The sequence below is a fragment of the Corynebacterium felinum genome (assembly GCF_030408755.1).
Lineage (GTDB): Bacteria > Actinomycetota > Actinomycetes > Mycobacteriales > Mycobacteriaceae > Corynebacterium > Corynebacterium felinum.
On sequence record NZ_CP047209.1, the window covers coordinates 1,720,484 to 1,736,504 of the forward strand.

11 protein-coding genes and 7 tRNA genes are annotated in these 16,021 nt (G+C 53.0%); 6 read left to right on the forward strand and 12 right to left on the reverse strand.

The window, feature by feature from the left end; all coding sequences use genetic code 11:
- Positions 1 to 124 precede the first annotated feature (124 nt).
- The 10 genes from CFELI_RS07365 to CFELI_RS07410 all read right to left on the reverse strand — a co-directional run bounded on the left by CFELI_RS07365 (position 125) and on the right by CFELI_RS07410 (position 6,231).
- A complete protein-coding gene (locus CFELI_RS07365) occupies positions 125 to 1,432 on the reverse strand; it encodes a Dyp-type peroxidase (protein WP_277105041.1) in 1,308 nt (435 codons plus the stop codon).
- A 306-nt stretch (positions 1,433 to 1,738) separates the two neighbouring features.
- Positions 1,739 to 2,332 carry a copper chaperone PCu(A)C gene (locus tag CFELI_RS07370; RefSeq protein WP_277105040.1) on the reverse strand — a complete coding sequence of 198 codons (594 nt, stop codon included), beginning with the start codon at positions 2,330 to 2,332 and terminating at the stop codon, positions 1,739 to 1,741.
- A 113-nt stretch (positions 2,333 to 2,445) separates the two neighbouring features.
- Positions 2,446 to 3,045 (reverse strand): copper resistance CopC family protein, encoded by a 600-nt coding sequence (locus CFELI_RS07375; protein WP_277105039.1) that lies wholly within the window; start codon positions 3,043 to 3,045, stop codon positions 2,446 to 2,448.
- 700 nt (positions 3,046 to 3,745) lie between these two features.
- Complete coding sequence (ltrA, locus tag CFELI_RS07380) at positions 3,746 to 5,068, reverse strand: group II intron reverse transcriptase/maturase (protein WP_290258958.1); 1,323 nt, start codon at positions 5,066 to 5,068, stop codon at positions 3,746 to 3,748.
- A 579-nt stretch (positions 5,069 to 5,647) separates the two neighbouring features.
- A tRNA-Gly gene (locus CFELI_RS07385) sits at positions 5,648 to 5,720 on the reverse strand.
- A 33-nt stretch (positions 5,721 to 5,753) separates the two neighbouring features.
- Positions 5,754 to 5,825: transfer RNA gene (locus tag CFELI_RS07390), tRNA-Val, on the reverse strand.
- Positions 5,826 to 5,830: 5 nt separating this feature from the next.
- Positions 5,831 to 5,904, reverse strand: a tRNA-Cys gene (locus tag CFELI_RS07395).
- A 43-nt stretch (positions 5,905 to 5,947) separates the two neighbouring features.
- A tRNA-Gly gene (locus tag CFELI_RS07400) sits at positions 5,948 to 6,020 on the reverse strand.
- Positions 6,021 to 6,054: 34 nt separating this feature from the next.
- A tRNA-Val gene (locus tag CFELI_RS07405) sits at positions 6,055 to 6,126 on the reverse strand.
- A gap of 29 nt (positions 6,127 to 6,155) precedes the next feature.
- A tRNA-Gly gene (locus CFELI_RS07410) sits at positions 6,156 to 6,231 on the reverse strand.
- 1,564 nt (positions 6,232 to 7,795) lie between these two features.
- On the opposite strand from CFELI_RS07410, the gene CFELI_RS07415 reads away from it, so the two are divergent.
- From CFELI_RS07415 to msrB, 4 genes are all read left to right on the forward strand, one after another.
- Positions 7,796 to 7,867: transfer RNA gene (locus tag CFELI_RS07415), tRNA-Val, on the forward strand.
- A gap of 143 nt (positions 7,868 to 8,010) precedes the next feature.
- Positions 8,011 to 8,784 carry a pyrimidine reductase family protein gene (locus tag CFELI_RS07420; protein ID WP_277105034.1) on the forward strand — a complete coding sequence of 258 codons (774 nt, stop codon included), beginning with the start codon at positions 8,011 to 8,013 and terminating at the stop codon, positions 8,782 to 8,784.
- 51 nt (positions 8,785 to 8,835) lie between these two features.
- The gene (locus CFELI_RS07425) at positions 8,836 to 10,092 is read left to right on the forward strand and encodes a glycosyltransferase family 87 protein (protein ID WP_277105033.1); all 1,257 of its coding nucleotides are present in this window, start codon (positions 8,836 to 8,838) and stop codon (positions 10,090 to 10,092) included.
- Between the two features lie 98 nt (positions 10,093 to 10,190).
- Positions 10,191 to 10,619 carry a peptide-methionine (R)-S-oxide reductase MsrB gene (msrB, locus tag CFELI_RS07430; RefSeq protein WP_277105032.1) on the forward strand — a complete coding sequence of 143 codons (429 nt, stop codon included), beginning with the start codon at positions 10,191 to 10,193 and terminating at the stop codon, positions 10,617 to 10,619.
- A gap of 69 nt (positions 10,620 to 10,688) precedes the next feature.
- On the opposite strand, the gene hemQ is transcribed toward msrB, so the two are convergent.
- Positions 10,689 to 11,393 (reverse strand): hydrogen peroxide-dependent heme synthase, encoded by a 705-nt coding sequence (gene hemQ / locus CFELI_RS07435; protein ID WP_277105031.1) that lies wholly within the window; start codon positions 11,391 to 11,393, stop codon positions 10,689 to 10,691.
- 459 nt (positions 11,394 to 11,852) lie between these two features.
- Here hemQ and CFELI_RS07440 point away from each other — a divergent pair, with 459 nt between their 5' ends.
- Together CFELI_RS07440 and CFELI_RS07445 are read left to right on the forward strand one after the other, a co-directional pair.
- Positions 11,853 to 12,476, forward strand: coding sequence for a DUF3000 domain-containing protein (locus CFELI_RS07440; RefSeq protein WP_374724731.1), 624 nt, complete (start codon positions 11,853 to 11,855; stop codon positions 12,474 to 12,476).
- Between the two features lie 211 nt (positions 12,477 to 12,687).
- Positions 12,688 to 13,908 (forward strand): HRDC domain-containing protein, encoded by a 1,221-nt coding sequence (locus tag CFELI_RS07445; RefSeq protein ID WP_277105030.1) that lies wholly within the window; start codon positions 12,688 to 12,690, stop codon positions 13,906 to 13,908.
- Between the two features lie 184 nt (positions 13,909 to 14,092).
- Here CFELI_RS07445 and dxs read toward each other — a convergent pair whose 3' ends face one another.
- A complete protein-coding gene (gene dxs / locus CFELI_RS07450; RefSeq protein ID WP_277105029.1) occupies positions 14,093 to 16,006 on the reverse strand; it encodes a 1-deoxy-D-xylulose-5-phosphate synthase in 1,914 nt (637 codons plus the stop codon).
- Positions 16,007 to 16,021: the final 15 nt, after the last annotated feature.

Below are 16,021 nucleotides of genomic sequence, written 5' to 3' on the forward strand. Positions count from 1 at the left end.
ACGAAAGTGGATGGAAGTCTCGCACCCCACAGGATCGACGCTTTGAAGACCACGAGAATCCCAAGCGAGATCATTGCATAAGATTTGAAGGTGGGTAACAGGTTTATCCTAGCTGATGTGCACCTTAAGATTCCAGCAAGGACTGACCCCAGTAGGTGTCACGAGTGCTTTCATTCTCCGATGTTCCTGGAGGGATAACATAGACTGCCGATCCGATGTGGGTGATCCATTCGTTCAAGCGGTCGCCGTCGTTGAGGCGCTGCTGGATGGGAACAAATTGTGTCAGTGGATTTTGCTGGAAGCAGATGAAGATAAGACCTGCATTGGATGACTGGTCTGAGCCTGGAATTGGGGCTTCATCGTAGTTGTAGGCGCGGCGTCGCATGCGCTGCTTGGGTTCGTTTGCAGCTGGTGCCGCCAGTGCCATATGGCTGCGGGGGTCGATGACAGGTAGACCGTAGTCGTCGCGGGCTTCGAAATCCGCTGGGTCGAATTCGTCAGTGCCTGTCAGCGGCGCACCGTTGTGGAGGAAACGTCCCATCGATTCTTCGCGGGAGAAACGGTCAAGGATTTCCCAGCGGTCGAGGTCCATATTGATTCGTCGTACGACCATGCAGGTTCCGCCTTGTGCCCACTTGGGTGCTTGTTTGGTGGAGTTGATCCAGACGTAGTCGTCGTATTCTTCATCTTTTCGTGGGTTTACTGTGCCGTCGAGCTGTCCGAAGAGGTTACGTGGGGTGGATTCTGGTTTTCGGGAGCCGTTGGCTGTGAGGAATCCTTGCTGCATCCATTGGATTTGAGCGAAGTCGACTGCTGCGCGGTGCATGTGTCGCGTTGCAAAGGCAAGGGTGACGGGGTCGTCGCAGCACACTTGCAGGACGATGTCGGAGTCGCCCCAGGCTGGGTCGAGTTTGTCTTCGCTGAATTTTGGTAGTGGCGCTAACCATTCAGGGCGTTGCTCTGGTTTGCCGATGATATCGAAGAAACGGGGCCCGAATCCGCAGGTAATGGTCAGATTTGCGGGCGTGGTTGTCATTTCTGGTTCGAGAGATCCGAGGGGGTTTTCACCTTGGGTGAGGCGTCGTGCATCTTCGGTCCAGAGTTTCAGCAGACGGGAGACGGATTCGGCGTTGTTTCCGGCACGAAGGCTAAAAGCGATGACGTTGACGTGGGCTTGCCCTGGCGTATCGACGCCCGCCTGATGTTCGCCGTCGAAAGGCACCGTCGCAGTGGTGAGGTGTAGTTGCGGGTCAGCAGCTTGTTCCGCGGAGGAATCGGTGCTTGCGGTGACTGCGTTGCTGCAGGCGGCGAGCGCTACTGCTGAGGAGGCAACTGAGGCGCCGAGCATGAAATTGCGGCGGCTAAGTACGGGACCGGAAGGTTCGTGGTGGCGATTGTTGTCGTTGGCGTTGTGTGGGCAAAGCGAGGACATGGTTATTTTTCGACCCTTGAATGTGTGTCTGTGAGTGTTGTGCTGCGCATTTTTGTGCAGCTGGCAGGGTTTCACGATTGAGAAAAAACCTGTAGTCCTTGCCTAGTGGTGTGCAAGCGAAGGAATGTACAGATTTGCAGGTGAGTGTGCCACGAGTAGTGGAGTACAGCTTTTTTCACAGTCGTGAAATCTCTGATTGTGTGTACCATGCTTCACGTTTGAGCATGGTGGTGGCTCATTGTGGTGAATCCCGTTGCGGTGAATTCACCACAAGAGCCAAGTTTTTGCACCGTGTGGTGGGTGTTTTTAGTGCTTGTCTTTGGAGTCACCGTGGCTGCCGTGCTCACCGTGTCCGCCGACGTATTCTTCGTCGCCGGATGCGATGGTGCGGGCTGGGATGTTCTCGAAGGACAGCTCCGTGCCGTCGGCTAGGGTGATGGTGATGTCGGTGTCTTCGCCAGCTTCGATTGGGTCATGGACGTTCATGATCATCAAGTGGTCGGAGCCTGGTTCAAGGACATAGTCTTGACCTGCTGGGATAATGAAACCGCCTTCCTTCATGCGCATCTTGCCGTCAACGACCTCATGAAGTTCAAATACATCGGCATCAATGTCTGCCTTGAAGGCAACGATGTTGATGTCCTTGTCAGTATTGTTGTGCAAAACGCCGAAGACTGCGGTCATGTCAGCACCGGGGGCCATTGCCTTGATGTAGGAGTCAGTGAAGGTGATCTTCTGTGCTTCGGTTGCGGTAGCGGAGGTGGTTGCTGCTGCACTGGAGGCGGTGTCTACCTTTGCGGTGGAGTCTTGTGCGGAGTTGGAGCAGCCTGCCAGCAAAAGTCCGGCGACGGTAACGGCGGTCAGTGCAAGTCCTGCGCGACGGTTGAGTTTCAAAGACATACTTATATCAACTTTCTGGTGTTTCCACGCCTGCCATCTGTTGGCGAGGGTGTGGGCTGTTTTCTTCGTAGTAGCGCCGTTTTGATGCCCTACCTGTGATTGTGTGCGGGTGGTTATTTCTTGTTCCGCATGATGGTCATGACTGCCAGTGCGATGAGGGCACAAACCCCGATTGCTGCAGCCACCCACAACCATACGCCTCCGAATCCGGCGGCGGTGATCCCATCTATCACTGGGTCACCTGTTTGGGCTGTTGTTTCCGCTGGGGTGTTTTTGGTTGTTGGCGTGGGTGTTTGCTGGGCTGAATCACTGATGAAGAAGTTAGTTTTTCCGCGGGTGGAGTGCCCGTCGGAGGAGGTGATTTGGAAACCGATGGTGTATTCGCCTGGTGGGAATTCGATGTTGTCTGGAACTTTGATGCTGATATTTCGACCTTCGACGGTGGGTTCACCACTGAAGAGGACATTTTTGTTGGCGTCACTGACTGCCATGGTGTTGAACCCGTTTTTGGGTTCGCCTGAAAATTCCAGCACGAGTGTGTCTGGCATTGTTTCGAGGGTTTCGCCGTCGAAAGGTTTGCCACCTACTACTGCATCGTGTGCCCAGGCGTGGTTGTGCTGGCTGGCAATGCTGAAGGTGGTTGCTCCTGCGAGGGTCAGCCCTGCTGCCAAGCTGGAAGCTGCGAGGCGCTGCTTGAGCGTTTTCCTTTGCATGTGTTGCGCACACTCCCTTGTGGGTTTGTTTCGGTTTCCATAACGTCACGCGTACACCACAACAATTCATCGACCAACCTTCTTGGTGGAGGGTCCATCGGTGATATCTTCGTGGCGCACGCGCTCGGTCACTATAGTAGTCGGTGCGGATTGCGGTTTAGTTCCCTAACTTTTTTCACAAAGGCCACTGAGTAACGTTTTACCTGTTTATCGCAATCTTTGGGTTTTTAATTGTGGTGCGTTTCTCAGCTTTTTGTCGTATTTTCGCACACACCCGTACAACTTTTGACACGAGATGATACGACGTTATTCCGCGCTGCTTACTCGCACTTGTTGTAGCCCCGGCTTATTATTGTCTGTTCATCTGCTGCGGTTTATCGCTTCCATGTCACAAATGTTTATATCGTACTGTCGAAGAATATCGCGCCCACTGTCGCGCCTCTTTCCCCGAACGTCGCGTTAGGCTCAACAATCGTGCCGAACTGACGGCGCACCGTCTTCCCAGGTGACTGCAGCACTTGAGTGAACGAGTACTTGCTTGTTGCTTTTTAGCTTGTCCCCTAAGCCCTGCTTTTAAGCTTGTCCTTTAATCTTCAACCCAGTTTTGGCACAATAGTTGCGGGTAATCGAGTAGGGTGCCGGGTTTCCCGGCAGCCCTCTCACACCACCGTACGTGAGGTTCATCGCATACGGCGGTTCCTTACACCAATACAGAGTATTGACTGTGCTTATAGTTCCAATACGCCACGGCTGATACGAGGTTCTGGTCATTCCAATACGCATTAGTAAGCGTGGTTGTAAGCACCCACGAGCCAGCGATACGCCAGTAGGACTTACTGGTATTAGCCCACTCATAGGCCTTTTGTTTATCCACACCCAAGCGGCAGAGGTTCCGTATCCGCGTTCGGATACGTTTCCACTGCTTCCATACGCACATCCGCAGTCGACGACGAAGATGCTCATCCAGCCGGTTAAGAAACACCTTCGCATCCGCCAACGCGAAATAACCAAGCCATCCACGCAAATATTTGTTTAACCGGTCAATGCGATACTCCATCGACACCGACCACGATCTTGCCGTAAGCTCTTTCACTCGGGCTAAAACCCTCACCTTCGTGGCCTTAGTAAGTCGAAACCGATACTGATCACCACGAACCAGATAGAACCCATAGCCTAAAAGCTCCGCCTTAATCGCATGACAAATAGTGGACTTCTCCTGATTAACCCGCAGCTTTAACTTCCCCTCCAGAAACTTCCCAGACTGGGCAAGCGCACGCTGCGCAGCACGCTTGGAACGAACAAAGACCCGAATATCATCAGCATAACGAACAAACTTCGTGCCCTTAGATGCAAGATAATGATCAAAATCATCCAACATGATATTGCTCAACAACGGCGATAACGGTGACCCCTGCGGAGTCCCTGCATCACTACACCGAACAACACCATCAGCCATAATCCCAGCGTTTAAATACGCCCGAATAAGCTTCAACACGCGCTTATCGTCAACCTTACGAGCCACCCTCGACATCAACATGTCGTGATTAACCGTGTCGAAATACTTCGACAAATCAACCTCAACAACCCACACATACCCCTCGTTAAGAAACCCACGTGCGGTCTTTAACGCCATATGTGCGCTACGTTGAGGCCTGAAACCAAAAGACACAGGCACAAACCCCACATCAAAGATAGGCGTAAGTACCTGCGCGATCGCCTGACAAATCACACGATCAACAACAGTCGGAACACCAAGCATACGCCAACCACCCGAAGGCTTTAGGATCATCACCTCACGAACCGGCAACGGCTTATACGTTCCCGCGTCAAGACGCTCACGAATGCCACTCCAGTGTTCGCGCAGATAAACGTCAATATCCTCAACACCTACCCCGTCCACACCAGCAGCACCCTTATTCGTCTTAACCCGCTCTAATGCAGTGCGGAGATTGCCACCTGAAAAGACTTGATTCCACAGATCAGCACCCGCACCAGTTGACACTTCCCCTACATCGGCAGACACACAACTAAGCACACCATGGCTATCGTCGGGATTCACCCTATCCTCCCCATAATGCCCACACACACGTGGTTGGCAGCTTTCACCGTTATGCATAACTACAATCCAGGTTCCATACTCAACAATGTAAAGTTCAGTCCTTCCTCGCTCACCCACCATAAGGGCTACCGCGGACCGCGGTGTCTCCCACGAGTACTATGACCTCGGCTGACTCCTACCACACCAACCCACAACAGGGCTTACCACACCTACTTGGCACAGTCTGTGACAGGCCTCCCCGATTAAGAACATGCTCTTTCCTCCTACAACCGCCACATCTACGCACTAACCACTTCGATGGAACGGGCTTCGACTTCTTCGGCAGCCTTACCCAGATCAGCGCGCCTTATATGTGATTCGTATACCTCGGTGCAGGATTTCGCTTGAAGCTTCCTCCCCACAACACCTCACGATGCTGCAGTTGCCATCAGCTACATAGTTAAACCACCTTCACTATCAGGGACTCACACCCTTAAGAACATGCCCATGTCGGGCGAACCGCGAAAAGCCTTTCCCTTTTTATCGGGAAAGGCTTTTCTTCTGAGCGGATGACGAGACTCGAACTCGCGACCCTCACCTTGGCAAGGTGATGCGCTACCAACTGCGCTACATCCGCATGTATTTTTTAAAGAGCTTATCATGCTCTGTGTGCGCGATACTGGGATTGAACCAGTGACCTCTTCCGTGTCAGGGAAGCGCTCTCCCGCTGAGCTAAACGCGCTTTGGTGGAGGTGGAAACGGGAATCGAACCCGTGTGCACGGTTTTGCAGACCGTTGCCTCACCACTCGGCCATTCCACCGTGGCATTCCTGCCCCTGTGAGTACCTCGTAAGAAAGTACCTGAGCGGATGACGAGACTCGAACTCGCGACCCTCACCTTGGCAAGGTGATGCGCTACCAACTGCGCTACATCCGCATGTATTTTTTTAAAGAGCTTACCATGCTCTGTGTGCGCGATACTGGGATTGAACCAGTGACCTCTTCCGTGTCAGGGAAGCGCTCTCCCGCTGAGCTAAACGCGCTTTCGGGCTAAACATTCACAAGTGAATGTTGGAGCGGATGACGAGACTCGAACTCGCGACCCTCACCTTGGCAAGGTGATGCGCTACCAACTGCGCTACATCCGCATTGCACCTTGAGCAACTTCAACTTCCTTCGTTCTGCTGGAAGCCGTTGTTTGCGGTGCGAGAAAGTACTTTATTGCGTTCTCAGGGTTTTCGCAAATCCCCAGTTCGGAGCATGTTTTAGGATCATTGTCCCCAGTGAGGAAAAACTACATCGCTGTAATTCGTGGGCTTTTGCCCCACTTTTGCCCCCATTTCAACGATTCCGCACCCGCTTTCCTAGTTTTTTTAATCTCCCCAGTCCCCCACGCCACCTGTCTTCCGCTTTCTTGCCGCGCCGTTACTCACCCTCCTGCTCCGCTTCCTGCACGCCACCTTTCTCGCCGATCCCCTTGCTGCCACTATCCCCATGCCCTAGCTCGCATGGCCGGTGCTTGATTGCGCGAGTCTTTGCACAATCACATCGCTTGTCCATTGGACCCGGCGCGCTTGCAAAAGTGCGGGTGTGTGGGTTTTGTGCGTGTCGACGTCGTCTCGGGTTTGCCTTCGGTATCTGCGTGCGTGTGCCGCGGCATTCAAATGGGGTGTGTTTCTATAAGGGCAGTTGTTGTGTTTGGCGATGTTTGGCTGCCTAATGTGGCTGGCGCGGGGATGGTCGCAAGGTATCAGTTGTTTATGTGGTGCGGTAGGCGTCAATTTATCGGAGGTGCGGCGAGCTGTTGTTTGGTGCGCCTTTTTAGCGAGTCTGCGCTTGGGTGTTGTTTTTTCTGCTTGTGTTTCGCTGGAGTTTTGTAGCGAGCTATGTGTTTGGGGGCGCTCGCGTCGAGGTTCGCGAGTAGCTAGGGAGCGTGGCTCAAGTAGTAAGTAGTGGCGGGTTCCCGATTGTTCGCAACGCAATGTCCCATATAACGCAGTGTCCCTACACGAGGACGGATGTCTTTGCCCTGTGGTTCATTTTGTGTTTTTCATTGCCTCATCATGATGTTTGTTCGATTGGGTGCTTGTTATTTCCTTAAGTCCAAGTACTTGAAGTCCAAGTACTTGGGTTCCGCCTAGCGTGTTTACTTGGCGTCTATATCTGTATGTGCATCTGTATATGGCAAGGCTTGTGGAGCAGGTTGAGCGTGGGGTGAGGAATGCAGAGCATTTGTGCGCAGCTTCCCGCTTGGTCTGGATGAATGTGGGTTGAGGGTTTACTGGGTTTGCGATCATTGGCATTCAGCACCAATGGTGGGCGGGTTTTTGGGGAAAGATGGTGGCGGATGCGCGTTGCTCGTGTTGAGGTGAAGTGAGCTATCACTAGGGAATGTGGGTGCTGCCTGTGGATGCGTTTACATCCTTATTTACAGCCGTGTTGGTCTTCTCCCGTATGTACAGCGGTGTTGGTTGTCTCCCGTATTATCATCGACCGCACATAGCTGAGGTGGCACTCGCTTGTTCATAGCTGAGGTTGTAATCGGATTATTCCGATCGTGCCTTGACTTCGCTTAATAAAATCGTGCCCTACTCCCCCATGGAAACGTGCATGAACTGGTCTTTTTATGGATTCCATGTGTGTAATTATGCGAACGGGGGAAGTTCGTGTTAAATTTTGTGCCGAAGCAACAACAGCTTGTTAGTGCTTTATGGTCCTATGGCTCAGTGGAAGAGCGTTCCGTTCACACCGGAAAGGTCGCTGGTTCGATCCCAGCTAGGACCACAATTACCCAGAAGATTTTTCTTCTGGGTTTTTTACATTTACCACCAGAGATTCCAAAATCCGACGAGAGGACTTCTCGCAGGGTTTTCGATTCTGTATTTATGTGGCCGTTCTTGGGGGAAACAAACCGCTACACTAGCCCCATGAGCTCCCTGCCAGAACACTTGCCTATTTGTTTGCCCGCCCACTGCGAACCTACTGATAGCCAGCGTGAGTTTCTTCTTAACACACAGGACTCCACGCATGGGGTGCGGGCGTGTGCAATTATGAGCCTGGATGGCTCGAGCACAAGTAACGGCACCAGTGGCGCACTTGGCAACACCGTTGACCAATCTATTCTTCATGGTTTGCGCGCGTGGGCTGACGTCATCTTCGTCGGGGCGCAGACGATCCGTAGCGAAAACTATAAAGGCGCAGTTCTCGATGAACGCACGCAGCTTAGGCGTAAGCGCTTAAACCAAGCCGCCGTCCCACCTATTGCCACGCTGAGCAACAGCTTGAACTTTGACACACACTCCCCTTTCATTCACGCCGCTGCGCCACCACTTATCTTCACAAACCCCCACCAAACCAGTATCGAGCACTCAACGTGGCGACGGCGTCGACACGCACTCAACGAACACGGCGTGACCATTATCGACATCCCCAACCTCACACCGCAGGCCTGCATAAAAGAACTCAAACGCCGCGGCTACCCTCGCATCACGGTCGAAGGCGGGCCCACAACACTCGCAGACATCTTGCACCACAACCTCATCGACACCCTCCACTTAAGCATCAGCCCGCGCATCCAACAGCCCACCACACACCCACTTTTTCCCGCAACCACCTCATACACCCACCACCTCCAACTCGAAGCCACAGCCACAAGCGACGACGGTCTGCTCTTCCTCCGCTACCAACGCCGAACACGATAAAGTAGACACTCAGAAGAAAAAAACCACACAAGGAAGACCAAGCCCAGCCCCGTGACACCCACACTCACCCACCGCCTCCAGCACATATGGACCAGCCCGCACAACGCCCCCACAGCGCCCGACACACCCCAGCGCACCCGCATAGATGCGCTCGCAACAATCGCGCTGTGGCCGATCGCGATTCTCACCATCGTGCACCGCGTGTTCTTCCTCGCCGCCAACGGCTCCATTACCGACGACTACACGACTGTCTACCAAGCACTCCGCCGCCACATCGACGGCATCGACGTTTACAGCGAAACCTACTACTATGTCGACCCCCACTACCTTTACAACCCCGGTGCCACCTTGTTGCTGTCACCACTGGCGTATTTCGACAACATCACCGTTGCACGAATGATCTTCATCATCGTCAACGCACTCGCCATTATCGCAGGACTAGCACTACTTACGAGACTGTTTCACTACAGCTTGAAATCCGCTATCTTTCCCGTTGCGCTAACGATTGCATTCCTCACCGAAGCAGTCCAGAGCACCCTTATTTTCGCCAACATCAACGGCATCCTCTTTCTAGCACTCACCTGCTACATCTGGGCGCTTCACCGCAAGAAAAGCATCACCGCCGTAATCATCATTGGGCTTGCGATTCTCATTAAACCCATCTTCCTGCCACTACTGTTCTTGCCCTTTATCCGAGGCCAAATCAGCACTATCATCCTCGGTATCGGCGTACCTGCAGCCTTTAATCTCCTCGGATGGTTTCTCGTACCAGGGGCAAACAACTACATCCACCGCACAATCCCCTACCTCAAAGAAGTTCGCAACTACGCCAACGCCTCCATGCGCGGATTCTCCACCTACTTTTCCATCCCCAGCATCGTTGAAACCGGGCTTTTCATCCTCTTTGCCCTCACCATCATCGTCGGTATTATCTTCCTTCTGCGCATCCGCAATGCCGACCCCCTCGTATGGATGATCACCACTACCTCCCTGCTACTGACTGGAGTCTTCTTCCTGTCTGCCCTCGGGCAAATGTACTACTCCATCCTCCTGTTCCCCCTCCTGTTTACCGTCCTGCGCTCACGCTCAGTCATGCACAGCGCAGCTGGGTGGTTGGGCGCATTTTTTAGCCTCACCCCCTTCGACTTCACCCTCGTCAACTACCCCAACTTGGGCCGATGGCTTAACGTATTCCAAGCCACCACTGGCTGGGCTATTCTCATCATTGCCATCAGCGCCACCGCCATACTGTGGTGGTGGGAAGATAAAGCACACCGTGGGAATAAAAACAGATCCACCCAGGGTTGAATGAAACAACCACCACGACCTAGGTTTTTCACCTCTATCCTCAAAACCCAGCAAGTGGGCAAACCCAATCCAATCCACCCACGAATACAGGAGAAAACATGACCGACTTCAAGCTCATCACCGACGCGCAGTGGCGTGAGCGCCTCAACGACGAGGAATACCGCGTACTACGCCAAGCAGGCACCGAAGCACCACATATCGGCGAGTACACCAACACCACCACCGAGGGTGTCTATTCCTGCAAAGCATGCAACACCGAGCTTTTCCGCTCCAGTGAAAAATTTCAATCCCACTGTGGTTGGCCCTCCTTCTTCTCGCCCCTTGCCGGCGACAAGATCATCGAGCGCCAAGATCTTAGCCATGGCATGGTCCGCACCGAAGTGTTATGCGCCACATGTGAATCCCACCTTGGCCACGTCTTCTCCGGCGAAGGCTACGATACCCCCACAAACCTGCGTTACTGCATTAACTCCATCTGCCTTAGCCTTGAGGAAAAGCCTATCGAAACAGCAACCGACGACAACTAATAACAAATAAAAACTACGGTTACTTTCTCCATACAGCGGGAAAGTAACCGTAGTTTTTTGTGTAAATACTTAAGGCAAAACGCGCACCAGTTCAGCAATATCGCCTACTCGGCGACCACTGAAGAACGGGATTTCCTCACGCACGTGCAAACGTGCCTCTGTGTAACGCATTTGGTGCATCAAATCAACAATGCGGTGCAGCTGCGGTGCCTCGAAGGCAAGCATCCACTCGTAATCACCCAATGCAAAGGATGGAACGGTATTGGCTCGCACGTCTGGGAAATCACGCGCTTGCATACCGTGCTCGGCAAGAATCCGGCGACGATCCTTCGGATCCATTACATACCAATCGTAGGAACGCACGAATGGGTATACCGTAATCCACGCGCCAGGCTCCTCACCCATGATGAAGCTTGGAAGGTGGGACTTGTTGAACTCACTTGGTCGGTGCAAACCGTTACCAATCCAGCTGACTTCCGTCAACTGGCCCAATGATGTCTCTCGACGGAAATCGGCAAAAGCTTTCTGAACATCATCGAATTCTTCCGCATGCCACCAAATCATAAAGTCAGCATCGGCGCGGCAGCCTGCGAGATCATAAATGCCCCGAACAACAACCGTTCCCTGCTGCTCCAGCTGCGCGAAAAATGCGCGAGCCTGTTCGATAATCTCGTCACGTTCGGTCCCCAATGCACCTGGGATGGCACGGAACACTGCCCACTGCGTATAACGCTGCATGCTATTGAGTTCGTCGTAATTCAGTTTTTCAGCCATGGTTTTTCCCACTCACCTTCTAAAAGATAGCGATCAGGGCCATCGCCAGCGGCAGCACAGCTTGGCCCCATTCAACACGTAAACATTCAACACGCCGGAAAGAAACGTGTGTTCACACATCTTCTTTATACGCACATCGATGCTTACACTCCCCCAAGTATCCACCATAAGTTTGAGTAAAACAACTAAACAAACAGTGGTACTAAACCCTACTTTTGTACAAGGATAGGTTCACCTGACCTCACGTAATATCACGTAAAACTCTACAAATCCCCAGTTCGAAGCACATGTTTGCAAAACTCCCCCACTCAAACTTATCCAGATCTCACGCACCAACTACCCGCCGGACACTCACACAGCATGCCACGGACTACCCTAATCATGGGGAGCGTGCTTTTCGAAGTGAACCATCGGCGTGGCAATCCCGCCTATCAATAAATTTTCGATACCGTTTTTCACGTGACTGGAACCCCACATTCGCCGCAAGCAGTACCGCTGCATAAGGGCACAGACAACTCCGCGCCTGACGATTTTTCACGTGCGGTTGATTCCATGCATCAGGCACGGCTGCGTCCCGAAATTTCGCTCGGCACGATTCGCCCACCGCAGCGTCTCGCACCTTTCAGCCATGCCATTGGTTTGGAAGTTATTCGTGGCAGCGAGTTGGATTTGGTCAATCCCGCTGATGCTGAGGGTGACGCTTTTGGTCGTCTGATTTTGCTCCACGATCCTGGCGCCGATGATGCGTGGGATGGCAGCATGCGACTGGTCGCCTACATTCAAGCTGATATGGATCACGCTGTTGCTTCCGACCCCTTGTTGCCTGAAGTTGCTTGGCAGTGGCTGACGGAGGGTTTGAGCGAAGGCGGTGCTGATTACACGAATTTGGGCGGCACTGTCACCTCGACGTCAAGCGTTCGTTTCGGTGAGATTGGCGGCCCTCCCTCCGCCTATCAGTTGGAGATGCGTGCTTCGTGGACGGCGTCAGGAATCAATTTAACTCCGCATGTGGTGGCATTTTCCAAAGTGTTGGCTAATGTTGCTGGTCTTCCACCTGAGGGGATCGCTCAGTTGGGTCGCTAAAGCTCGTATTCCCCGGATTCTCTGTTGTGCAGGTGAGTGTGGGGGTGTGTTTTCTTCGCTTCAAGCACTGGTATTTTTAACTCATAGTGTTTGAAGCGTTTTTTCTTCGCCACTGCGTGTGTGCGTGGTTATGTGTGGGTTGTGGCTGCACATTGTTTGTTGCTGTTTATTTGACCAAATTGTTGTCTTATTCAAGTGTGTGAGTCATTGTATGCCCGATTTTCTTTCTGTTCCTCGTGATGGCGTTCCGTTGGTGTCTGCTGGTGAAGCGGGGATTTTTGCGGCCGCTGATGTTTTAGCGCTAGGCCATGGCCCTTTTGCTGTTGATACTGAGCGGGCGAGCGGTTTCCGCTACGACGACCGCGCTTTCTTATTACAGATCCGTCGTGCGGGTGCGGGCACTGTGCTTATCGACGTCGAATCGTCACCGACTGCGACTACCGCAGCGTTGCAGCCAGTACTTGGTGGTGCCGATTGGATTATTCATGCTGCCCCGAGTGATCTGCCGTGTTTGTCCCGCCTCGATCTGTATCCCGGCCGGTTGTTTGATACGGAATTGGCTGGTCGGCTGCTTGGCCACGAGCGGGTGAATTTGGCTGCGATGGTGAACCACTACTGTGGTGTAGATCTTGCCAAGGGGCATGGTGCTGAGGATTGGTCGAAGCGTCCGTTACCCCAAGAATGGCTGGCCTATGCTGCTTTAGATGTTGAGTGTCTTTTAGACTTGGCGCGTGCGATGGCTAAAGATTTGAAGCGTCAGAATAAGGTGGAGTGGGCTGATCAGGAGTGTGCGCATATCCAGAAGCGTTTTGCGCACTATGAGTTTAGCCCCAAAACGTGGCTTGATCTTAAGGGCTTGTCCAATTTGCGCACGCCGATGAAGTTGGCGGTGGCTAAGCATCTGTGGGAGGTGCGCGATCGTCAGGCACGTTCGACTGATACTGCGCCGTCTGCGTTGCTGCCAGATCGCGCACTGGTTGCTTTAGCCGCTGAATTACCGACTGCCGCGCACCAGGTGATGAGTGTGAAGAACTATCCGCCACGGTTGCGTAAGAGCGCCACCATCTGGGCTAGAGAAGTCACGTTTGCCAAGGCGAGTAATAGGCGTAGTTGGCCGAAGCCAGCAGAGGTTATTGCTTATCACGCCGCAAAGTTTAGCGGTGTGCCGGATAAGCGGAGTTTGCAGGCGGATTATCCGGTTGTGTATTCCGCTTTGGATCGTGTGAAAACCATGTTGGACGTTGTGGCGGAGAAAAATCAGTTGCCGCTGGAAAATCTCATCTCCCCTGGCGATATGCGCACGTTAGTGTGGCAGATGAAGCACGAAGGGCTCATTTCCTCCCGCGCGCAGTTGCAAGCCGCCATGGAGAGTGTGGGGGTGCGCCCGTGGCAGCAAGAATTATGTATGCGCGCATTCCTGCGCATCCTCTAGGGCATATTGAAAATGCCACCGTGATATCACAACGGTGGCTTTACTCTTATGCACGCGGATCCACCTGGCAAGTTTTCCCGAAGCCGCTTAAGTTCTAGTGGTCGTGGAAGTGAAAACCTCAACGCTTCACAATTGTGCGGCTCAACCCACCAGTGGGGTGTGCGACTTTTAGCGTGGAAAGTCCCTAATGAGTTGGAGTGGTTGCCGGAAACAGTTCCTCAACCCAGCTTCGACAGGATTGAATAATCCCAGCCTCATCGAGGCCAACGTCCGCCAAAATCTCTGGGCGAGTTGCATGCTCAGGGAAAATCATGGGGAAAGCACAGTGGCGAATCGGCGTATCAATACCTGCCGTGCTCATGGCCGACGCCACCATCGTCCCCACACCGCCTTGAAGTACACCATCTTCAACTGTGATCACCACATCATGTGATTGAGCCAAGTCCACCACTGACGCAGGAATGGGAACAACCCACCGCGGATCCACAACCGTGACAGCGCAACCTCGCTGCTCCAGCTGCACAGCAGCCGACAGCGCAGCGTGAACCATAGGGCCTACTGCAACAATCAGTACCTTCGGCTGATCCTCACCCTGCGCAGAATGCTCACCATGAAGAATCTCAACGCCATCGGCCAAACGAGACAGTGCCGCACGAGGCGAAGCCAACTCCCCCTTCGGGAAACGCACAACCGTGGGTCCTGCAACCTCAAGAGCTTCATCAAAAAGCTCTTTCAACTGCACACCGTCACGTGGCGCAGCCACGCGGATACCAGGAACAGTACCCGTGATCGAAAAATCCCACACACCATTGTGGCTCGCACCATCTGAACCAGTCACACCAGCGCGGTCGAGCACCACGGTAACCGGCTGCTTCAGCAATGCCACATCCATCAACAGCTGATCAAACGCACGGTTTAAAAATGTGGCGTAAATAGCCACAACTGGATGCAAACCACCCAAAGCTAAACCAGCAGCTGAGGTCAACGCATGCTGCTCAGCGATACCGACGTCGAAAAAGCGCTCAGGGAACTCCTGCTGAAACGCAGTCAAACCAGTTGGGCCAGCCATCGCCGCGGTAATGGCAACGATATCGTCACGGCGCTGTCCAGCCTCCACTAAAGCTGCACTAAAAACAGAGGTCCAATCCGGTTTGCTAATCTTCAGCGGCAACCCGGTCTCAGGGTTGATGGCACCAGTTGAATGCATCAGTTCCGCCACATCGTTTTCCGCCGGCGCGTAACCACGACCCTTCTCAGTAACCACGTGCACAATCAAGGGTCCCTCAAAATCGCGTGCATACTTAAGCGCAGCTTCAAGAGCTTTTGAATCATGTCCATTTACTGGGCCAACATATTTCATGCCAAGCTCATTGAACATTTCGGTAGGGATCACCGTGGACTTCACGCCTTCCTTGAAAGCGTGCAGGGCCTCAAAGGTGCGCTCCCCCACCCAACCCAAGGATTTTAATGTGGACTTACCATGTTCCATGACCTTGTCATAGGAGCTTTGAATGCGCAGATTTTTCAAATTCTCCGCAAAACCACCAATAGTTGGGGAATAACTACGGCCATTATCGTTGACTACCACGACCACTTTGCGTTTCTTCGACGCTGCAATGTTGTTCAGCGCTTCCCAACACATGCCGCCAGTTAAGGCACCATCGCCTACCACCGCAACCACAGTGCGGTCTTTTTCACCCTTGATTTCAAAGGCTTTAGCCAAACCGTCGGCATAACTCAACGCGGCCGAAGCATGTGACGATTCAGTCCAATCATGCTCTGACTCTGCACGCGACGTGTAGCCACTCAGACCACCTTTTTGTCGCAGCGTATCAAATTGATCCGCCCGGCCAGTCAAGATCTTGTGCACATAAGACTGATGGCTGGTGTCAAAAATAATCGGGTCCTGTGGGGAAGAAAAAACCCGATGCAAGGCAATGGTGAGTTCCACAACACCTAGATTCGGGCCTAGGTGCCCGCCAGTAACCGACACCTTGCTCACAAGGAACTGGCGGATCTCATGAGAGAGCTGCTCAAGTTGACCTAAGTCAAGGTTCTTTAGGTCAGCCGGGGCTGAAATAGTAGAGAGAATACTCATGGGCGGAGGGAAAAC